Raw genomic sequence first — 20,818 nt, forward strand, 5'->3', positions numbered from 1 at the left:
TTGCTTGGGGGCCGTGGGTCTGGGAGGACCAGCAGCGGCTCGCCCTTGATCGCCTGGAGCGAAAGCATCAAGGCGATGCGCCGGCCCAGTGTTCCCCCGCCGACGACGGTCATGGGCGGGTCCTCGATGTTGGCGGGCGGGCCGGCGGGCCGGGAGGACTAAACTCGGTCCTAGCCCGCCCACCACTCTTCCGAGGAGCCCCCATGCGCGCCACAATCATCCACGCCCCCGGCGACATCCGGGTCGAAGACCGCGACTATCCCACGGTCCAGTTGCCCACCGACGCTGTCGTGAAGGTCACCGCCTCCTGCGTCTGCGGCTCGGATCTGTGGCCCTACCGGGGCGTGCGGCCCACCCGCCGGCCCACCGCGATCGGCCACGAGTTCATCGGCACCGTGGAGAGCATCGGCTCCGGCATCATCGGACTGGCCGTCGGTGACCTCGTGATCGCACCGTTCGTGATCAGCTGCGGGGCCTGCCCCCAGTGCCTCAACGGCGTTACCGTGGCCTGTGACCATCTGGCCGGCTGGGGCGGCAAGGACGACACGGGCTTGAGCGTCGACGGCGGCCAGGGCCAGGCGGTCCGCGTCCCGCTGGCCGACTCCACCCTGGTCAAGGTTCCCGGCATCACCGAGCCGGATGACGCCCTCCGGAAAAGCCTGCTCACGCTGTCCGACGTGATGGCCACCGGCCACCACGCGGCCCTCGCTGCGAAAGCCGGTCCGGGCCGCACCGTCGTGGTGGTGGGCGACGGCGCCGTCGGACTCTGCGGGGTGCTGGCCGCCAAGCGGCTCGGGGCGGAACGGATCATCGCGATGTCGCGCCACGCCGACCGCCAGGCGATCGCCCGCGAATTCGGGGCCACCGACATCGTGGCGGAGCGCGGGGACGACGGCGTCGCCAGGGTCCGTGAACTCCTCGGCGGTGTGCTGGCCGACTCCGTGCTTGAGTGTGTCGGGACCAAGGAATCCATGGACCAGGCGCTGAACTGCACCCGCCCGGGCGGGGCGCTGGGGTTTGTCGGGGTCCCCACCGGCGGCAGCGAGGTCCCCCTGCGCTACCTCTTCGACACAAACATCTCCATCGGCGGCGGTATGGCCCCGGCGCGCACCTACATCCCGGAACTGCTGGCGGACGTCCTCGACGGCACGATTAACCCGGGCCGCGTCTTCGACGTCGTCATGCCGCTCGAGGAGGCCGCGGAGGCCTACCGCGCGATGGACGAACGGCGCGCCATCAAGGTCCTGCTGACCCCATAGGGAAGCGCCCTCTTTCTGACCCTTGTTCTACCGAGGGGACCGGGTCTACCGTGAGCGCATCAGCATCCGCCGCCGTCGAGGAGCCGTCATGGCCAGGTTTGTGCAGATCATCGAGTTCCAGACCTCCCGCATCGAGGAAATTGAGGCGCTGGGCCGGCCGTCGAGGACCGAGGGAAGCACCCCGCCCACCTTCCGCCGGATCCTGGCCACCGCGGACCGCGACCGCCCCGGAACCTATCTCACCCTGGTCGAATTCGATTCCTACGACTCGGCCATGGAGAACTCCGCGCGGCCGGAGACCTCCGACTTCGCCGCCCAGATGGCGGCCCTCTGCGATGGGCCGCCGGTGTTCCGGAACCTGGACGTGATGTGGGAGGATACCGACAGTCCAACGGACGTGCCCTAGGGGCCCGCCGTGGATGCTGTACGTCCTGACACGCCGCCCGGCAGTTCCCCCGCAGGACCCCTCGTGCTGGACCTCAGCGGGACCGGCACGGCGCCCCTGAAGTTCGTGGGCGGCAAAGCCCTGAACCTCGGCAAACTCCTGGCCGCCGGCCTGCCGGTGCCTCAGGGGTTCTGCCTGACCACCGTCGCCTACGAACTGGCGGAACCACCCGGACTCGCTGCCCTCGCAGCCGAGCTCGACGCACCGCGACCGGGGGCGGGAACAGCGGCATCCGGGGCAGCGCGGGGCACTGGAACGCCAGTCACCGCAGCGCCGGTCACGGCGGCCGGGCGGGCCAGGGCACTGATCGAGGACGCGCCGATCCCGCCCGCGGTGGATGCCGCCGTCCGCACCGCCTACGCGGACATGGGCGGCACCCTGGCAGTGGCCGTCAGGTCCTCCGCCACAGCGGAGGATCTGCCCTTCGCCAGTTTCGCCGGCCAGCAGGACTCCTACCTCGACGTCGTCGGCGCCGACGCCGTGGTCGAGGCGGTCCGGCGCTGCTGGGCGTCCCTCTGGAGCGACCGGGCGGTGGCGTACCGGTCCGCCAACGGGTTCAGCAACAGCGACGTGGGACTCGCCGTCGTCATTCAGGCCATGGTCGACGCCGCCACGGCCGGGGTGCTGTTCACCGCCAACCCTGTCACCGGAACCCGGACCGAGACGGTCATCAACGCGAGCCCGGGCTCGGGGCAGGCCGTGGTCTCGGGAGCGGTCAACCCGGACCAGTTCGTGCTGGACACGGCGGCCGGCGCGGTCAGGCTTCGAACGCCGGGAGGGACGGTCCCCGGCCGCGGCCCGGTCCTGGACGAGCCCCGGCTGCGAGAACTCACGGCGCTGGGAGACCGCGTCCAGCGACTCCTCGGGGCGCCCCAGGATATCGAATGGGCGGTCGACACCGCCGGCAGGATCTGGCTCACCCAGTCACGACCGATCACCACACTGTATCCGCTGCCCGAGCCCGCGCCCGAAGACGTCGCCGCCGGCGCCGCCGCGCCCACCCGGGTTTACCTGTGCGGCACCCTGTTCCAGGGGCTGACCCGGCCGATCACGCCGATGGGGCTGGCCGTCCTCGAGATGATGCGCAACAGCAAAGGGCCCTGGCGGTACGTCAATCCGGGCCTGCGGATGTACGTTGACCTCACGGCGGTGGCCCGCAACAAGTCCGGCCGCGCCTACCTGCTGCGGGTACTCCCCCTGGCGGACGGCAGATCCGGTGCCGTGATGCCGGCCCTGCTTGAGGACCCCAGGTTCAGCCTCATCGAGCACCCCTTCCGGGCCCGCCTGCGCAGGGGCGGGCCCGCGCGCCGCGTCCCGCCGCCGCGGCGCACCGGCAGCACCGGCAGCACCGAGAAATCGGCCAGCCTTGGCCTCATCCTGGGGCTCATTCCTGGGATGATCCGCCCCGCGCTTTGGCCCGCCGCCGAGCTGCGGCGAGCCAAAAACTACGGCAGGGGGCTCGAGGCCGAGCTCCGGCTGGCCGAACCCGCGACCTCCGCCACGCGGCTCGAATACGCCGAGCAGATCCTTGGCCGGACGGTTGACGGGCTGATCCGGGCCACGCTGCCGGGCCCGTCCGTGGGCTACATCATGCTGGCCGTAGCCCGGCGGCTGCTGCGCGGCATCGCCCCGCCCCGGGAGCTGGAAGCTGTCTTGCGCGGCCTCCCCCACAACATCACGACCGAAATGGACCTGGAGCTCTGGCAGCTCGCCGTTTCCATCGGCGACGACCCGGTGTCGCGCGGGGAGTTCCTGGCGAAACGCCCTGAGGAGCTGTCCGCCGAATATCTCGCCGGCTCACTGCCGCCCCAGGCCCAGGCCGGGGTGCGCGGCTTCCTCGCCCGCTACGGCCACCGCGCCGTGGCGGAAATAGACCTCGGCATGCCCCGCTGGTCCGAACAGCCCGACCATATCCTCGGCATGATCTCGAACTACCTCCGGGTCGAGGATCCGGAGCAGGCTCCCGACCGCCAGTTTGCCCGGGCCGCCGAGCATGCGGAGGACCGGATCCGCAGCCTGGTGGAGCGGGCGCGGGTCCGGGGCCCCTGGCGCGCCCGGGCGGTGGAGCTCTGTCTGCGCCGTGTGCGGCAACTGGCGGGGCTGCGGGAACTGCCCAAGTTCTACATCGTGCTTGTGCTCGGCGAGATGCACGGGCAGCTGCTGCGGATCGGTGCGGACATGGCATCGGCCGGCATGATCGCAGCCGCCGAGGACGTGTTCTTCCTCGACTTCGACGAGATCCGCGTGGGCCTGCGCGGCGCGGACCTGCAGGGAATCGTCGAGGCCGCCATGATGGCGAAGTCTCCGCCGTCCGGGGCCCTGACCGGGACACCGGCGTCGGCCGGCACCGCCACCGGACGGGTCAGGGTGATCATGGACCCGGTGGGCGCTCATCTGGAGCCCGGCGACATCCTGGTCGCCCCCTCGACAGACCCCGGCTGGACGCCGCTGTTCCTGACCGCCGGCGCGCTCGTCATGGAAATGGGCGGCGTCATATCCCACGGGGCCGTGGTGGCCCGCGAGTACGGCATCCCGGCCGTCGTCGGCGTCCCGGACGCCACCACCCGGCTGCGGGACGGCCAGAGAGTCACCGTCGACGGCGCGGCGGGCACCATCCGCGAGGAGCCGTGACTCGGGCTGGCGGTACCGTGAACCGGGCCTGCAATGCCGCAGCCTGCACCGTGCTGCGGCCCAGGGCAGGCTGCCCTCACGGCAATAGCACAGGTGTGCCAGATAGAATCAGATGATGACCACACCGGCCCACCAGCCAACGCACCACCAGCCGTCCTTTCAGTTGTCCCGGCAACGGCCGCAACCCTCCCGTGGCTCGTTCGCCCTGGCCCGCAGGGCGAGGACCGTCCTGCAGCGGGTTCCGGTGTGGACGTGGCGGGTGCTGATGCACTCGGTGAAGACCAGCGAGAACTCCCGCTTCAACGTCGACCCGATCACCGGCGTCGACTACTTCCATGACATCGACTTCGTGGGCGACAGCATCCGGGCGCACCGCCTCGACGTCATCACCCCGCAGCTTCCCGCCGGCACACCAGCAGCCGGCGCCGGCTCGCCGGGGGCGTTGCCCGTCTACGTGTACTTCCATGGCGGCGGCTGGACGTCCGGGGACAAGGCGTCGCTGACCAAGTACTGCGCCAGCCAGGCCGAGGGCGGCATGGTGGTGGTCAACGTCAACTACCGGAAGGCTCCGCGTTTCCAGATGGCCCACGTGCTGGCGGACGCCAACGCCGCGCTGGCCTGGGTGCGGGAGAACATCGCCGGCTACGGCGGCGACGGATCGCGCATCGTGCTCGGCGGCGACTCCGCCGGCGGGCAGATCGCGGCACTCCTGACCGCAGCCAGTTTCCGGCCGGAACTGGCAAGGCACCACGGCTTCACACCCGCCGTCCCGGCGTCCGATTTCAAGGGGCTGGTCCAGCACTGCAGCGTCGTGGACTTTTCCGTTTTCTTCGAAAAGGGCTTCGTACTCAGCCTGAACTTCATCCGCATGCTGCTTCCCTGCCTCCCTTCCGGCGGCCGGAACCGCGGCATCGGCGGGGGCATGCGCAGCGGCCTTGGCAGCAGGTTCGCCGGCGTCGGCCCCAGCCGGCGCGAGGCCCTTCGCAAGGGCGCCGGGTTCCTCTCCCCGATCGAATGGCTGGACTCGCGCTTCCCGCCGGTGTTCGTGACCACGTCGGAACGGGACTTTTTCTACGCCGCCAACATGAACTTCATTGCCCGGCTGCGCGAACATTCCGTCCCCGTGGACAGCCTCATCTACGACTGGGACAACTCCAACACCGAGCACACCTGGCAACAGGACTTCCGCTACCCGGAATCGCAGGAAGTGTACCGCCGGCTGCACGCTTTCGTGCGCAACGTGGCCTGAAGGCTGCTGCTCCGCCCGACCGGGTCCCGTCAGCCGCCGCTCGGGGCTATGTTAAGTCCATGGTGTCTGCCGATAGCAACGCACAGGGCGACCGGGATCCTGAGGGATTCGGATCGGCGCTGGTTGACGAAGCCGCCCGCCGGGATGCCGCCCTGGGCGACGTGGACTGGACAGCCCTGCCCGAGGGTGCAATCCGGGGCATCTTCCGGGCCCCCAGCGGCCCGCTCGCCACCCTCTCCATGGGCACCCCCGGCAACCCCCGGGTGCTCCTGATCCCCGGGGCCACAGGGTCCAAGGAAGACTTCGTCCTGATGCTGCCCGAGCTCGCCGCTGCCGGGTATTTCGTCCTGAGCTGCGACATTGCCGGCCAGTACGAATCCGCCGCTGCGGGCCCGGAAAACCTCGTGCCGCCCCGGGCGCACTACGATTTCGAGCTGTTCACCGACGACCTGCTCGCCATGCTCGACGCCGACGACGGGGCCGCTCACGTCATCGGGTATTCCTTCGCAGCGATCGTCGCCCAGGCGGCCTTCGCCCGGCGGCCGGAAAAATTCCGCAGCCTCACCCTGCTCAGCTGCCCGCCCGAGCCCGGCCAGAGCTTCCGCGGCGTCCAGCGCATCGGACGGTTCAGCGGCTGGGTCGGCCCGAGGGTCGGCGCCGCGCTGATGATCTGGGGCATCCGCCTCAACGTCGCGCGCGTACCGCCCAACCGGATTCGGTTCGTGAATCACCGGTTCCGTTTCACCCGCCGGAGTTCGGTGCGCGACATCGTCGGACTGATGCAGCACGCGCCGGATCTGAGGTGCGTACTGGCGGTGGCGTCGCTGCCGAAGTTCGTCGCCGTCGGGGAACACGACCTCTGGCCGCTGGCGCTGCACCGCCGCTTCGCGCAGGCCATCGGCGCGCGCATCGCGGTGTACCGGGGCGGGCACAGCCCCAGTGAGACCTCGCCGCACCAGATGAGCCGGGACCTGATCGCGCTCTACGGATCCGCCTAGGAATCCAGCTTTAGGTCTTCTGCTGCGGCGGCACGAAGGCGATGATTGAATGACCGACCTCCGCCGGCTCGATTCGATCGGAGAAGACCATGCTCAAGGCCTGGCTGTGCAAGCTGAACATCCGGCACGATTGGCATCTTGAACACGCTGACGACGGCGCCTTATACAAGCGCTGTAAACGTTGCGGCAAAGACGACGACCGCGGAGGCGGCGGCCCCGGCGCGTGGGCCGGGCCGGTTGGGATGGGCTAGCTGTCACCGCAGCCGGTTGACGTCGGCCGACCGTTCGTGGATGACCTCGTCGCCATGACCGATCTCGAAGTCGCGGACGTCCTTAACCTCGGAGGGCGGTCACGGCAACTTACCCCAGCGCGGGTGGTCGCGTTCCTAGCGCGGGTGCTCGCGTTCCCATTGACGACGGCGGCGCCGCCGCCGGAACGGGCCCTCCTGCCGGAACTCGATACCGAAAGTGGTCCACGCCATCGACAGCCGACGCCGGACGGAGTGCCAGCTCGCCAGCGGCCGCGCGGAGACCTGCACGCGAAGGGTGGGGTCGGCGATCACCATCACCTCGGGTGGGATCTGGTACGAAATGTCCAGATCATCGTGCACCGCCGGGAGGCCCCGATGCACCGATCTCCGGATCCGGTCCCAGACGTCCGAGCGCAGGGCGAAGTTCGAGCCAAACAGCGGAGGATGACCCAGCAGCCACCCGATCGCCCAGAAATACCCGGGAATGTAGACGCGCGTACCCACCCACCGGGCGAGCTGGGTTTCGCCGTAGAAGTCGCCGGGACCGGAAACTGCGGACAACGGACCCGCCTGTTCCAGGATGGCTTCGAGCCGTTCTAGCCAGTCCGCCGGCGGGATCGAGTCCGTGTCCAGCCGGGCAATCAGCTCGCAGCGTGCCGCGTCGAATCCGTACGCGGTGCACGCTGCGATACCCGGGAGTTCGACGACGATCCGCCGGGCCCCGGCGGCGGCGCAGACCTCCGCGGTGTTGTCCGTGCTGGTGTTGTCTATAACGACGATTTCATCAGCCGGCCGGGTCTGCAGGGCGAGTGCCGCGAGGCACTCGCCGAGCATGTCAGCGTCGTTCCGGGTCGGGATAACCACCGAGACTGTTGTCATATTGCCCCGACTATAGTCCGGGAACGGGACGAAATACCCCCGTTGGGCCCTTGCACCGCGGCCCCCGGCCCCGTAGGTTGAGCAACAGCGGACGAATGTCTCCGCAGCCGTTGGCCCCCGGGCCGCCGGAGATCAGCAGCATTTCAGAAGGATATGGCATGGCTACAGGCACAGTTAAATGGTTCAACGCCGAAAAGGGTTTTGGCTTCATTGCCCCGGATGACGGGTCAGCCGACGTTTTCGCCCACTACTCGGCAATCGCCAGCAGCGGCTACCGCTCGCTGGACGAGAACCAGAAGGTCGAGTTCGACGTCACCCAGGGTCCGAAGGGCCCGCAGGCCGAGAACATCCGCCCGCTCTAAATACTCCGGATAGCAGCACCGGCCAGCCGGCCGCCATGCTTTCCCCAAGACCACAGACGCCCCGCCCGAGGTTTCTCGGACGGGGCGTCTGTCGTTGCGGGGGCGCCGTGCTGTCAGCCGACGTGGACCCACGGCCATCTGGTCACCTCCGGCTCAGCAGGCGTCCGCCTCAGCGTTCAGGTCCCGGCCGCGGGTTTCGGGTGCGAAGAACCCGGCCACCCAACCGATGGCTGCGTAGCTCATGAGGATCGCTGCCACCGGGATCCAACCAGGGCCGGTGGCAGCCACCACAGCGGCGGCCATTATCGGACCCAGCCCGCCGGACAGCACTGATCCCACTTCTTTGACTGTGGTCATAAATGAGAACCTGCGCTTGGAACCGAACATCTCCACCAGCCAAGTGGACTCAACACCGTACATGTTGGGGATGGGGCCGCCAATATAGATCACGAACACCAGTGCCACCAACACCGGGTTCCGGGTTTCGATGAGGAGCATGGCCGGAATCGTGAATGCAAACTGGAACGCTGAAAGCCACAGCCATACTATTCTGCGGCCGAACCTGTCCGTGAGCTTGCCTGTGAGCAGGACTGTGGCGATACCCATTATCGAACCGAGCATGACACCCGTGGTAACCACGTTGGCATCCATCTTGACCACGGACACGGTCCATCCGATCAGGAAACCCTTCACCAGGTACACCGAGCCGTTCTCACCCAGCTTGATGCCCAGGGAAACGAGGAACGGCTTCTTGGCATCAGCTACATCCCGCCACACGCTCTGCTGCTTCGCTTCCGCACGCAGCGCCGCCCGGCGTTCCTTGATCTGCTCGAAGACCGGGGATTCGCTGATGGAGCGCCTCAGATACAAGGCCACCAGGGTGGTGACAATGCTTAGCAGGAACGGAATGCGCCAGCCCCAGCTCAGGAACTGGTCTTTGGGAAGTTGTGAAAGTAGCAGCCACATAGTGCTGGCCAGCAGGACGCCCGTGGCCGTCCCCATGGCCACCACCGCGCCGTAGAAGCCGCGGCGTCCGTGGGGCGAGGACTCCACCAGCAGCAGCGAAGCGCCTGAGAGCTCCGCGCCGGCACCAAACCCCTGGATCAACCGCAGCAGCACCAGCATGATCGGCGCCGCCACGCCGATCTGGGCGTACGTTGGCAGCAGGCCCATGCCCAGGGTGGCCACCCCCATCATGGCCAGCGTGATGATGAGGACATGCTTCCGGCCGTACGTGTCACCCAGGTAGCCGAAGTAGATCCCGCCCAGGGGCCGGACCAGAAAACCTGAACCGTAGGCTGCGAAGCTGGCCAGTAGCGCCATGGCCGGGTCCGCGTTCGGAAAGAACAGCGGCCCGAAGACCAGTGCGGCCGCCAGCGTGTAAAGCGTAAAGTCCATGTATTCCAGCGCCGAGCCGAGCCAGGATGAGATCGAGGTCCGGCGCAGTTCCGCCGGCGAAACCTCCGGATCGGACGCAACGCTCGCTGGTCCCGCCTCTGCGTATTTCACGTTCATGTTTTCAGTAACCACGGGGTGTCTCCCTAGTGAGGAGCCTGCAGGCAGGCTCGGCCGTAACGTCGTTGTTCGGATGCGGTGAAAGGTTGCAGCGGAACCCGTTCAGCTCCGGAGCAGGGAAACGGTCTCCGCGATACAGGCCGGCTTTTCCGAGCCTTCCAGCTCGATCAGGTGGTGGAACTGCAACTGCTGGCCGTTGGCAGTGTCGGTCACCGAATTCAGTGTCAGCCGGTCCCTGATGCGCGAGTTCACCCTGGCCGGCGCCGGAAACCTAACCCTGTTCAGGCCGTAGTTGATGATCATCGCCGCCCCGTGGACCCGGTAAATCTGACTGGCGAGGTACGGAAGCATCGACAGGCTGAGATAGCCGTGGGCCACCGTTGCGCCGAACGGCCCGGCGAGGGCCCGTTCCGGGTCGGTGTGGATCCACTGCTGGTCCAAGGTTGCATCGGCGAAGGCCTGGATCTGGGTTTGATCCACGGTGTGCCAACTGCTCACCCCGATTTCCTGCCCTGTCATGCTTGCCAGCTCGGCGGCGTCTTCGAACAGTCTCATTTAAACCCTTTCCAGCAGCATGGCCACGCCTTGGCCAAGCCCGACGCACATCGTGGCCAGGCCCCGGGAGGCGCCTTCGCGTTCCATCCGGCCCAGCAGTGTCACCACGATCCTTGATCCGGAGGAACCCAGCGGATGTCCAAGGGCGATTGCGCCGCCGTCGTTGTTGACCGTACCGGCATCCATCCCGAGCCGCCGCATGCAGGCCAGCGACTGCGCGGCAAAGGCCTCGTTGAGCTCGACCGCGCCCACATCGTCCAGGCTCCAGCCCGCCTTGGCCAGCGCCTTCCGGGTGGCCGGGACCGGGCCGATGCCCATCACTTCCGGGGCGACGCCGGCTGCCTGGCTTGTGACGATGCGCGCCCGAGGCGTCAGGCCATAGCGTGCCACTGCCTCGCCACTGGCGACCACCAATGCGGAGGCGCCGTCGTTGAGGGAACTGGAGTTGCCTGCGGTGACGACCCCGCCGGGCTTCACGATCGGCCGGAGGCCGGCCAGGGCTTCGGCGGTTGACCCGCGCCGGGGCCCCTCGTCGGTGTCCACGAGCGTTACTTCACCGCGCCGGCCAGTGACCGAGACGGGGACGATTTCGTCGCTGAAGCGGCCCGCGTCGATCGCTGCCAGGGCCAGTTCGTGCGAACGCAGTGCGAAGCTGTCCGCGTCGGCGCGGGAGATCCCTTCGCGGCTGGCCACTTCTTCGGCGGTTTCGGGCATCGAGTACCGGGCGCTGGCGCCCATCCGCGGGTTCACGAACCGCGCACCAATCGAAGTGTCCGCCAGTTCCCCGGGTTTGGCGAAGGGCTTCTCCGGCTTAGCCAGCACCCAGGGCGCGCGGGTCATGGACTCGACACCGCCGGCAACCACAAGGTCGGCGTCGCCATTGCGCACCGACTGCGCCGCCATGCTGATGGCTGTCAGACCGGAGGCGCACAACCGGTTGACTGTGACAGCCGGAATGGCGTCGGGCAGCCCGGCCAGGAGCACCGCCATCCGGGCAATGTTCCGGTTGTCCTCCCCGGCCTGGTTCACGCAGCCCAGGATGACCTCGTCAAGGCTCCCAGGGTCGACACCGGCCCGGGCCACGGCAGCCTGCAGCACCAGCGCGGCCAGATCGTCGGGCCGAACCGTGGCGAGCGCGCCCCCGTGACGGCCCACCGGGGTGCGAACGCCGCCGACCAGGAATGCCTCGCGCATCAGCGGGCCCCGCCGTTGATGTAGAGGGTCTGGCCGGAGACGTACGAGGAGTCGTCGCTGGCGAAGAAGGCCACGGCGGCGGCCACTTCCTCCGGCTGCCCCACGCGGCCCAGCGGGGTGCGGGCCGCCACCGCCTCCTGGTGTTCGGCCGCGCTGCTGCCCACGCGCTCGGCCGTAGCCGCGGTCATCGAGGTGGCGATATAGCCTGGGGCCACGGCATTCACCGTGATGTTGAACGGGCCAAGTTCAATGGCAAGCGTCGCCGTCAGGCCCTGGATGCCGGCCTTCGCGGCGGCATAGTTGGCCTGACCCCGGTTGCCCAGGGCGCTGCGGCTGCTCAGCGAGACGATCTTCCCGTACTTCGCCGGGACCATGTACCGTTGAGCGGCTCGGGAGCACAGGTAGGCGCTCGTGAGGTTGGTGGTCAGGACCGAGTCCCAGTCCGGCCGATCCATCTTGAAGAACAGGTTATCTCGGGTGATGCCCGCATTGTTGACCAGGATGTCCAGCCGCCCGAACTCCCGGTAAATTTCATCGAAGACGCGGTCCACGGCCTCCTCATCCGTGACGTCGCAGGCAACAGACGCGGCCTTGCCGCCGGCCGCGAGCACGTGCTGGTGCTCCGAAATCCACTGCGCGGTGTCCTTGGCGCCGTCCTCGTTGAGGTCCAGGACGACGACGGTGGCGCCTCCGGCGGCCAGCTTCAATGCGGTGGCGGCGCCGATCCCTTGTGCGCCACCGGTGACAACTGCCACCCGGTTGATGAAATTGCTCATGGTGTTTCCTTCGCTTGCATGGAATTTGACTGTTGCCTGTGTGGCGCTTGCCTGTTGCCTGCGCGGCCTCGCCCGGCCGGGACCTAGCTGAAAGCGGAGAGACCGGTGATCTCGCGACCGACGAGCAGGGACTGGATGGAGTCGGTGCCCTCGTAGGTCGAGACGACCTCCATGTCGGTCATGTGCCGGGCGACGTGATGCTCCAGCAGGACGCCGTTGCCGCCGAGCATGTCCCGTGCCTCGGAACAGATCCACCGGGCTTTCTGGGCCGTGTGCATCTTGGCCAGCGAGGCCATCGGCCCGGTCATCCGGCCGTTCTCGGCCAGGGCCGCCAGCCGGAAGCAGATGAGTTGCATGGCCGTCAGCTCGGCGAGCATGTTGGCCAGTTTGTTCTGCACGAGCTGGAAACTGCCGATCGGTTTGCCGAACTGCTGCCGGGTCTTCGCGTAGTCCACCGCGATTTCGTACGCAGCCATGGCGTGGCCGAGGGATTCCCAGGACGCTCCGCTACGGGTGGACGTCAGGACCCGGGTAACGTCCTTGAATGAGTGGCATTCGGTGAGCCGGTTGGCCGCCGGCACCCTGAGGTTGTGGAGGGTGATGTCCGGCTGGAGGATCGCCCGCTTGCCGATCTTGCCTGTGATGACGTCGGTGGAGTACCCCTCCGGGTAGCTGCCGTCGTCGTTGCGCTCCATCACGAAGGCCTTGACCTTGGCGTCCGCTTCGTCGCGGGCGAAGAGGATGACGACGTCGGCCATGCTGGCGTTGCCAATCCAGCGCTTGCGCCCGTTGATGATGTAGCTGTCGCCGTCCCGCCGCGCGCTCGTCTCCAAGGCCACGGAATCTGACCCGTGTTCAGGTTCGGTCAGAGCAAAGGCGCCGATCTTCTCCAGCGTCGCCATCGCGGGGAGCCAGCGCTTTTTCTGTTCCCCGCTGCCCAGCATGTTGATGGTCCCCATCGCCAAACCGGATTGGACACCGAGGAAAGTGTTTACGGAACCGTCGCCGCGGGAGACTTCTGCAGCGACAATCCCGGCCGCGAGCCGGCTCAGCCCGGGGCAGCCGAAGCCCGTGATAGTGGTTCCCACGATGCCGAGGGCGGCGAGTTTGGGAATCAGCTCGAAGGGGAACTCGGCCCGTTCCCAGTAGCCGTTGATGACGGGCAGCAGGTCTTTGTCAACGAAGCTGCGGACCTTCAGCCGGAGGGCCCGGTCCTCAGCGGTGAGGAAATCGTCCATGAGGTAGAAGTCCGTGGTTTGTTCGGTCGTTTGCGGTGTCACTGGGTCAGCTCCAGGTGTGGTCGATGGGGGATCAGCGGTTCACGGGGTTCCGTGCTTGCTTGCGTGGGCTGGTATCCGGCGAGCCATCGCCGTTCTTGTTCCGCAAGGGGCCTGGCCTTGCCGGTCTCCGGCCAGACTGAAACAAGCACGGTCCTGCCGTCTACGGCGGCTGCGCCGTTCTGAGCGCCGGTGAATTCGAGGCTGAAGGAGCTCCTGCCGATCCTGCCGACCGTGAGTTCGATATCAAGGTCTTCGCCGTGGTGGATCGGCCGCCGATAGTTCAGTTCGAGGGCAGCCACCACCGTGGGGGTCGCTTCGGCCGGGCGGATTCCCGGCATCGCGGCCCGCCACTTGATCCTCGACTCCTCCAGAAGTGTCACGACGGCGGCGTGATTGACGTGTCCGTTCAGGTCTTGGTCCGACCACCGCGGGGAGACGCTGGTCCGGTACACCTCAGGCATGGGCCAGCGCTTTCTGGTGCAGCAGCCAGCTTCGGACCAGCTCGGAACTTTCGTTCAGCTCGGGAGGGGCGAGGGAGTAATCCACCGGCGTGCGGGAGTACTCAACGGGATGCCGCACGGTAGGAATCTTTCGCTCGCCTTTTCCGGCCAGCACGACGGGTTGCAGTCCCAGCTGTTGCGCGAACTCGACGCCGCCGCGGACGTCCTGGATCGGCGCGCACGGTAGCCCGGCCGCGGAGAGTTCGCTGAACCACTGCGCGGCGGACTGAGTGGCCAGCGTCGCGTGAAGAATTTTCCGGAGTTCGTCCCGGTGTTCGTTGCGTTGCAGGGTCTTGGAGAACTTCGGATCCCGGGCGACCGCCGGAAGGCCAAGCGCCTCGCAGAGCCGCACGAACTGGGCATCATTGCCGGTCGCAACGATGAGCATGCCGTCGCCTGTTTGCATCGGAGCGTACGGGTACATGCTGGGGTGTTCGTTACCCATGCGGGTCGGCACCACACCGCCGGTCACGTAAGCCGCGGACTGGTTAACCATGCCGGACAAGGCCGAGGTCAGGAGGTTCAACTCCACCAACTGGCCCTCGCCGGTCTGGTCCTTATGGTGCAGGGCGCCGAGGACGCCTATGGCCGCGTGCAGGCCGGTGATGACGTCAAAGAGGGCGATTCCGGCCCGGTACGGCTGCGTGTCCTGGTCCCCGGTCAGGCTCATCATCCCCGAGGCGGCCTGCACGAGGAGGTCATAACCCGGGATGTGCGCACCGGCGCCGGTGCCGAACCCGGTGATGGAAGCGTAGATGATATCCGGTTTCAGCTCCGCGGCGGCCGCGTAGTCCAAACCTAGCCGAGCCATGTTGCCTGGTTTGAAGTTTTCGATCATGACATCCGCGGAGCGAATCAGCGAACGGGCCACGTCGAGATCCTGCGGGTCCTTCAGATCCAAGGCAATGGAGTGCTTGTTCCTGTTCACCGCCAGGAAGAACGTGGCCTCACCGTCGCGGACCGGGGGCATGTAGGTGCGGGTATCGTCGCCGTCGGGGCCCTCAACCTTGATCACGGTGGCGCCCATGTCAGCCAACAGCATGGTGGCGTAAGGCCCAGCCAATACCCGGCTGAAGTCTGCGATGACGACGCCCGCGAGGGGGCCGGTGCCTTCGCGGCCCAGTGCGTCCACGCCCGGCCGGCCCCCCTCTTGGGCCGGACGATTGCGGACGCCGGGTGCCGTTTGACTGCTCGGGTGTGTCATTTAGTTCCTCCGGTGTGTGGTCTGCATCACCTACCCTTGCAAGCGGATTGGTTCGCGTCCAATGCGCATTGGGTGCGGAATTGATACCCGCAGGGGATCAGTGACGATTTCGCCTTGTTGGGTATCTTGGGCGTATGAACAATGACGTTTACCCGAGCGGGAGCTGACCGGGGTGGAACTACAACAGATCCGGGCCTTCCTGGCTGTGGCCGAGGAGCTGCACTTCGGCAGGGCCGCGCTTCGGCTCCACATGGCCCAGCCGCCCCTGAGCCGGTCCATCCAGCGGCTTGAGCACGAACTGAAGGCGCCGCTCTTTGTCCGCAGCACCCGCACGGTCCAACTGACGGCAGAAGGGCAGGCGCTGCTGGCGCCGGCCCGGGAAATCCTGGAGGCTTGCCGGCGCTCGCGACTGGCGGTCGCCTCAGTGGGCCGCGGCGAAACCGGGCGTGTGCGGGTCGCCTTCGCTGGTGTGTCCTCGCATGTCATGGTGGGAAAGCTCGCCAAGCGCGTCAGGGAGACGCATCCCGGCATCGACTTCGAGCTGTCCAGCTCCAACTTCGCCCTGCCGGCCATGGACAAGGTCCTCAGCGGCGCCATGGAAGTTGGCCTGGGCCGCTGGAACTTCATCCCGGCGGCTCTGGACTCACGGGTGGTGGCCAACGAGCGACTTGTGGTCGCCCTGTACGAGACCCATCCCCTGCGTGGCCGATCTTCGCTGCGCGCCTCCGACCTCGCGGACCAGTCATTCGTGACCCTGCCCGAGCATCCTGGCTCGATCCTCCATGACCACCTCCGGAGGCTGTCCGGGGCGGCCGGATACGCCGCCGAAATTGTGCAGGTGGCCCCGGATTCCCAGACGCTCATGGCCCTCGTGGCGGCCGAAATAGGTGTCGCCCTGACGGTGTCATCCGTCCCGGAAAACTTCAGCCATCCCGGGGTCATATTCCTGCCGCTGGAAGACACGGTCGATGTCATTCAGCTGCGACTTGTCTGGCGGAAAGACAACGCCAGCCCGGCGCTGAGGGAGGTCCTTCGGCTTTCCGAAGACGTCTTGCCGTCGCCCGCCGATACAGATTCTTGATACCCCTCGGGTATTATTCGAGGCCTAATTTGGTATTGGATCTGGCGTAATCCAGCTGGCACAGTGGTCGGAGACCCCCGGCCCCAAGCCGGCCCGCCGCTGACCAGCGGCATGACACGCCAGGAGAATAAAGCCGTGACCGTAAACGAACTCACACTGGTCCCCCAAGACGTTCTAAACCTGGACGGCCTCCTGAGCCCTGAAGAGTTGCTGCTGCGCGGCACCGTCCGGGACTTCGTGAACGAACGCATCCGCCCCAACATCGCCACTTGGTACGAGGACGCCCATTTTCCGCTGGAGCTCGTTCCTGAACTCGGAAAATTGGGAGTCCTCGGGATGCATTTGAAGGGCTACGGCTGCCCGGGCCGCAGCGCCGTCGAATATGGTCTCGCCGCCATGGAACTGGAGGCCGGAGATTCGGGGCTTCGGACCTTCATCAGCGTCCAGGGGTCCCTGGCCATGAGCGCCATCCACAAGTGGGGGTCCGAGGAGCAAAAGAACGAGCACCTGCCGGCGATGGCGCGTGGCGAAAAGATTGGCTGTTTCGGGTTGACCGAACCTACCGCCGGCTCCGATCCCTCCAGCATGGCGACCTTCGCGGAGCCGGACGGCGACGGCGGCTGGGTCATAAACGGCGCAAAGCGCTGGATCGGACTCGCTTCCGTTGCCCAGATCGCGATCATCTGGGCCAACACCCAAGAAGGCGTCCGCGGGTTCATCGTGCCGACGGACACACCCGGTTTCGTCGCGACACCCATCGGCTCAAAGCTGTCCATGCGGGCCTCGATCCAATGCGACATCAGGCTCGACACTGTCCGCCTGCCAGCTACCGCGCTGCTTCCGGGCGCTCGTGGACTCAGCGGCCCGTTCGCCTGCCTCAATGAAGCCCGCTACGGGATCATCTGGGGCGCCATGGGCGCGGCCAGGGACTCTTATGAAACCGCACTTGAGTATTCCAAAGAGCGGCTCCAGTTCGGCAAGCCGCTGGCCGGCTACCAGCTCACCCAGGAGAAGCTGGTTAATATGCTCCTGGAGATCCAGAAAGGAACCTTGCTGGCGCTCCATACGGGCCGGCTGAAGGATGCCGGTGCGCTCGAGCCGGTCCACGTCTCCGTGGGGAAGCTCAACAACGTCCGCGAGGCCATCGATATCTGCCGCGAAGCCCGCACCATCCTGGGCGGCAACGGCATCACCTTGGACTATTCGCCGCTGCGTCACGCCAACAACCTCGAATCCGTGCGCACCTATGAGGGCACGGACGAGGTCCACACCCTCATACTGGGACAGCACATCACTGGTATCTCAGCGTTCCGCCAGGGCTAGCGCCCTACACGGCGACGCACGCCTGGCGCCATTGCGGCCGACGCTGTGAGATGGCAGCCACGGGAGCCGCGGCCCCGCGGGAGCCGCGGCCCCGCGGGAGCCGCGGGCCCGGCCTTCCCTACACGAACGCGGACTTGCCCGTCACGGCCCGGGCCACGATCAGTGAGTTGATCTCGTAGCTGCCCTCATAGGTGTACAGGATCTCGGCATCACCAAAAAGCTTGCCCATCTCGTAGTCGCTGCTGATCCCGTTGCCGCCCATCAGCGAGCGCCCCATCGCCACCGATGCCCGGGCCAGCCGGGTGGTGGTGGACTTGGCCATCGCGGCCTGGGCCATCTCGAGCTTGCCGTCCTCCTGGATCCTGGACAGCTGCGCCATCAGCGACAACGACGCCGAGGCGTTGCCCAGAATCTCGGCCAGCTGCTGCTGGATCAGCTGGAAGCGCGCCAGTTCCTTGCCGAACTGCTTCCGCTCCAGTGAATAGGCCCGCGCGACGTCGAACGCGGCCAGCTGGATACCGGCGGCCTGCCAGCCCACCCAGGCGCGCGAATCGCGCAGCAGCTCATTGGCCTTGGAGAAGTCCGTGGCCCCGGGGAGCAGGTTGGACTTCGGGATGCGGACCTCGTCGAGCACGATATCGGCGTTCTGCATGATCCGCAGACCGATTTTGTTCGCGATCTTGGTGGCGGTGTAGCCGGGGCGGTCTGTCTCCACGATGAAGCCTTTGATCTGCTGGTCCGCGACGTCCCGCGCCCACACCACGGCGAAGTCCGCAATGGTGCCGGCGCCGATCCAGCGCTTGGCGCCGTTGATGACCCACTCCCCGCCGTCCAGCCGTGCCGTGGCGGCCAGGCCGCCCGCGATGTCCGAGCCGTGCTCCGGTTCGGTCAGGGCGAAGGCGCCAATCTGCGTCAGGGCCGTAAGCCCCGGCAGCCAGCGCGCCTTCTGCTCCTCTGAGCCGAGCTGGTCGATCATGCCGACGATCAGCTCATTGTGGATCCCCACGAGGGCAGAGAGGGACACATCTGCGCGGGCCACCTCGACGTACATCAGGCCCTTGAACAGCTTGGACGTCCCATCCGTCTGCAGGGCGCCCAGGCCGTACTTGCCGAGCTCGGCGACCAGCCCGAAGGGAAATTCCTCACGGTTCCAGTACTCGATCGAGGCCGCCCGGATCCGGGACTGGAGGAAGCCTCGGATTTCCTGGTAGCGGGACTGCTCCTCCGGGGAAAGCAGGTCGACGATGTACATCAGGTCGGCGTCCGGGAACGGCGGCGCCGCCATACCGGCCGCGCTCTCCGCTGCTGACGCGGCGGGCTGCCGCTGTCTGGGCTCTGCTGTGAGGGTCGGTCCGCTGGCACGTCCTTGTGGCTGCACGGGCAGGTATCCCTTCGTAGTGATCCGGTCCTGAACCGGGTCGGCTCTTCCAAACCCTTGGATGTCCTAGTATATTGCATAGTGATGGTGATCACTGGGCAACCCCGTGATCACCGGGCAACGGCGCCGGGCTTGAAACGGCTGCGCCACCAGACTTCGAAAGGTGCACCATGACAGTCACTGAGGAATTCCGCGTAGCACGCGACCGCATGCTTGACCTCCGGAAGGACTACGAGGCGGCGCGCAGCGAATTCCAGTGGCCGCGCTTTGAGCACTTCAATTTCGCCCTCGACTGGTTCGACCAGATCGCGGCAGACCCGGCCAAGGCGAACAACCCGGCCCTCGTCATCGTCGAGCAGGACGGCTCCGCCACGCGGCGCAGCTACGCGGACCTGTCCCGGCGCTCGGCCCAGTTGGCCAACTGGCTCCGTAGCCAGGGTGTGCGGCGCGGTGACCGGATGATCATCATGCTCGGCAACCAGGTGGAACTCTGGGAACTGATGCTCGCCGGCATCAAGCTGGGCATCGTCATGATCCCCACCACCACCCTGATGGGGCCCGCGGACCTCAAGGACCGGGTGGAGCGCGGCGGCGCGAACTGGGCCGCCGTCGGGAGCGCCAATATCGGCAAGTTCGCCGAGGTCCCAGGCGACTACACCCTGATCGAAATCGGCGGCGGCGGCGGCGGCGACGCCGGCATAGACACGGCCGCCCTGCAGTACACGGAGTCCTCCGGCGCACCGGAGGCCTTCACCCCGGACGCTCCGACCCGGGCCGACGAGACACTGCTGCTCTACTTCACCTCGGGCACCACCTCCAAGGCCAAGCTGGTCGAGCACACGCACACCTCCTACCCGGTGGGCCACCTGTCCACCATGTTCTGGATCGGGATGGAACCCGGCGATGTGCACCTCAACGTGGCCTCGCCCGGCTGGGCCAAGCACGCCTGGTCCAACGTCTTCACGCCCTGGATCGCCGAAGCCTGCGTGTTCATCTACAACTACGAACGCTTCGACGCCAAGGCACTCATGGAGCAGATGGACCGCGAGTCGGTGACGAGCTTCTGCGCCCCTCCCACGGTCTGGCGCATGCTCATCCAGGCCGACCTGACCCTGCTGAAGAACCCGCCCACCAAGGTGGTCTCCGCCGGCGAGCCGCTCAACGCCGAGGTGATCGACCAGGTCCAGCGCGCCTGGGGACAGACCATCCGCGACGGCTTCGGCCAGACCGAATCCACGGTGCAGATCGCCAACACCCCCGGCCAGCCGATCAAGATCGGCGCCATGGGCAAGCCGCTGCCCGGCTACGACGTCGTGCTCGTGGACCCGGCGACGGGAGACGAGGGCGACGACGGCGAGCTCTGCCTGCGCCTTGACCCCCGCCCGGTCGGGCTGATGAAGGCGTACTACGGTGATCCCGAAAAGACGGCGGAGGCATTCCGCGACGGCTACTACCACACCGGCGACATGGCCAGCCGGGACGAGCGCGGCATCATCACCTATGTGGGCCGCGGCGACGACGTCTTCAAGTCCTCCGATTACCGGCTGTCACCGTTCGAGCTGGAAAGCGTGCTGATCGAGCACCCGGCGGTGGCCGAGGCCGCCGTCGTCCCCTCCCCGGACCCGCTCAAGCTCTCGGTGCCCAAGGCGTTTGTGGTCCTGGCCGCCGGGCACGTGGCCGGCCCGGAACTTGCCGAGGACATCCTGCGGTACTGCCGGGACCATCTGGCCCCGTTCAAGCGGATCCGCCGGCTGGAGTTCGCGGAACTGCCCAAGACCATCTCGGGCAAGATCCGGCGTGTGGAGCTGCGGCACAGCGAAGAACTGCGCCACGGCGGCGGGACGGTCCCGGCCGGGCTCGGCACGGAATACTCCGAAGCCGACTTCCCCGGTCTGAAAAGCCCCGCCGAAAAGCTAGGCTGAACCGTATGAGATTCGG

General features: G+C 67.1%; 18 protein-coding genes. 9 read left to right on the forward strand and 9 right to left on the reverse strand.

The window, feature by feature from the left end; all coding sequences use genetic code 11:
* The first annotated feature begins 203 nt into the window (after nucleotides 1-203).
* The 5 genes from QK291_RS00910 (at nucleotide 204) to QK291_RS00930 (ending at nucleotide 6,582) form a co-directional block, all read left to right on the forward strand.
* On the forward strand, nucleotides 204-1,259 hold the full coding sequence (locus tag QK291_RS00910) for a zinc-dependent alcohol dehydrogenase family protein (protein WP_282378207.1): 1,056 nt from the start codon (nucleotides 204-206) through the stop codon (nucleotides 1,257-1,259).
* A gap of 88 nt (nucleotides 1,260-1,347) precedes the next feature.
* Complete coding sequence (locus QK291_RS00915) at nucleotides 1,348-1,665, forward strand: hypothetical protein (RefSeq protein WP_282378209.1); 318 nt, start codon at nucleotides 1,348-1,350, stop codon at nucleotides 1,663-1,665.
* Nucleotides 1,666-1,674: 9 nt separating this feature from the next.
* Nucleotides 1,675-4,335: a PEP/pyruvate-binding domain-containing protein gene (locus tag QK291_RS00920; RefSeq protein ID WP_282378211.1), complete on the forward strand. Its 2,661-nt coding sequence runs from the start codon at nucleotides 1,675-1,677 to the stop codon at nucleotides 4,333-4,335.
* 115 nt (nucleotides 4,336-4,450) lie between these two features.
* The gene (locus QK291_RS00925) at nucleotides 4,451-5,584 is read left to right on the forward strand and encodes an alpha/beta hydrolase (RefSeq protein ID WP_282378213.1); all 1,134 of its coding nucleotides are present in this window, start codon (nucleotides 4,451-4,453) and stop codon (nucleotides 5,582-5,584) included.
* Between the two features lie 59 nt (nucleotides 5,585-5,643).
* On the forward strand, nucleotides 5,644-6,582 hold the full coding sequence (locus tag QK291_RS00930) for an alpha/beta fold hydrolase (RefSeq protein ID WP_282378216.1): 939 nt from the start codon (nucleotides 5,644-5,646) through the stop codon (nucleotides 6,580-6,582).
* A gap of 386 nt (nucleotides 6,583-6,968) precedes the next feature.
* On the opposite strand, the gene QK291_RS00935 is transcribed toward QK291_RS00930, so the two are convergent.
* Nucleotides 6,969-7,712, reverse strand: a complete 744-nt coding sequence (locus QK291_RS00935) for a glycosyltransferase family A protein (protein WP_282378218.1) — start codon at nucleotides 7,710-7,712, stop codon at nucleotides 6,969-6,971.
* Nucleotides 7,713-7,870: 158 nt separating this feature from the next.
* On the opposite strand from QK291_RS00935, the gene QK291_RS00940 reads away from it, so the two are divergent.
* On the forward strand, nucleotides 7,871-8,074 hold the full coding sequence (locus tag QK291_RS00940) for a cold-shock protein (protein WP_013599688.1): 204 nt from the start codon (nucleotides 7,871-7,873) through the stop codon (nucleotides 8,072-8,074).
* Between the two features lie 153 nt (nucleotides 8,075-8,227).
* On the opposite strand, the gene QK291_RS00945 is transcribed toward QK291_RS00940, so the two are convergent.
* The 7 genes from QK291_RS00945 to QK291_RS00975 all read right to left on the reverse strand — a co-directional run bounded on the left by QK291_RS00945 (nucleotide 8,228) and on the right by QK291_RS00975 (nucleotide 15,026).
* Nucleotides 8,228-9,604, reverse strand: coding sequence for an MFS transporter (locus tag QK291_RS00945; RefSeq protein ID WP_282378219.1), 1,377 nt, complete (start codon nucleotides 9,602-9,604; stop codon nucleotides 8,228-8,230).
* Nucleotides 9,605-9,691: 87 nt separating this feature from the next.
* A complete protein-coding gene (locus QK291_RS00950) occupies nucleotides 9,692-10,144 on the reverse strand; it encodes a MaoC family dehydratase (protein ID WP_282378222.1) in 453 nt (150 codons plus the stop codon).
* Nucleotides 10,145-11,338 carry an acetyl-CoA C-acyltransferase gene (locus tag QK291_RS00955; protein ID WP_282378225.1) on the reverse strand — a complete coding sequence of 398 codons (1,194 nt, stop codon included), beginning with the start codon at nucleotides 11,336-11,338 and terminating at the stop codon, nucleotides 10,145-10,147.
* Nucleotides 11,338-12,114 carry a 3-oxoacyl-ACP reductase FabG gene (fabG, locus tag QK291_RS00960; RefSeq protein WP_282378227.1) on the reverse strand — a complete coding sequence of 259 codons (777 nt, stop codon included), beginning with the start codon at nucleotides 12,112-12,114 and terminating at the stop codon, nucleotides 11,338-11,340. Before fabG ends, QK291_RS00955 begins: the two co-directional genes overlap by 1 nt.
* 83 nt (nucleotides 12,115-12,197) lie before the next feature.
* On the reverse strand, nucleotides 12,198-13,352 hold the full coding sequence (locus QK291_RS00965) for an acyl-CoA dehydrogenase family protein (RefSeq protein ID WP_282378913.1): 1,155 nt from the start codon (nucleotides 13,350-13,352) through the stop codon (nucleotides 12,198-12,200).
* Between the two features lie 38 nt (nucleotides 13,353-13,390).
* A complete protein-coding gene (locus tag QK291_RS00970; protein ID WP_282378230.1) occupies nucleotides 13,391-13,855 on the reverse strand; it encodes a thioesterase family protein in 465 nt (154 codons plus the stop codon).
* Complete coding sequence (locus tag QK291_RS00975) at nucleotides 13,848-15,026, reverse strand: CoA transferase (RefSeq protein ID WP_282378232.1); 1,179 nt, start codon at nucleotides 15,024-15,026, stop codon at nucleotides 13,848-13,850. The genes QK291_RS00970 and QK291_RS00975 overlap by 8 nt, the downstream gene beginning before the upstream one ends.
* Before the next feature lie 244 nt (nucleotides 15,027-15,270).
* Between QK291_RS00975 and QK291_RS00980 the strand changes: the two genes are divergently transcribed.
* Together QK291_RS00980 and QK291_RS00985 are read left to right on the forward strand one after the other, a co-directional pair.
* Nucleotides 15,271-16,179, forward strand: coding sequence for a LysR substrate-binding domain-containing protein (locus tag QK291_RS00980; RefSeq protein WP_282378234.1), 909 nt, complete (start codon nucleotides 15,271-15,273; stop codon nucleotides 16,177-16,179).
* Between the two features lie 135 nt (nucleotides 16,180-16,314).
* Complete coding sequence (locus QK291_RS00985; protein ID WP_282378236.1) at nucleotides 16,315-17,502, forward strand: acyl-CoA dehydrogenase family protein; 1,188 nt, start codon at nucleotides 16,315-16,317, stop codon at nucleotides 17,500-17,502.
* Between the two features lie 118 nt (nucleotides 17,503-17,620).
* On the opposite strand, the gene QK291_RS00990 is transcribed toward QK291_RS00985, so the two are convergent.
* Complete coding sequence (locus QK291_RS00990) at nucleotides 17,621-18,787, reverse strand: acyl-CoA dehydrogenase family protein (RefSeq protein WP_282378916.1); 1,167 nt, start codon at nucleotides 18,785-18,787, stop codon at nucleotides 17,621-17,623.
* 263 nt (nucleotides 18,788-19,050) lie between these two features.
* On the opposite strand from QK291_RS00990, the gene QK291_RS00995 reads away from it, so the two are divergent.
* On the forward strand, nucleotides 19,051-20,802 hold the full coding sequence (locus QK291_RS00995) for an AMP-binding protein (protein ID WP_282378238.1): 1,752 nt from the start codon (nucleotides 19,051-19,053) through the stop codon (nucleotides 20,800-20,802).
* Nucleotides 20,803-20,818 lie beyond the last annotated feature (16 nt).

Origin of the sequence: Arthrobacter sp. AL12 (genome assembly GCF_029960645.1) — a bacterium.
In the GTDB taxonomy this organism is placed as follows: domain Bacteria; phylum Actinomycetota; class Actinomycetes; order Actinomycetales; family Micrococcaceae; genus Arthrobacter.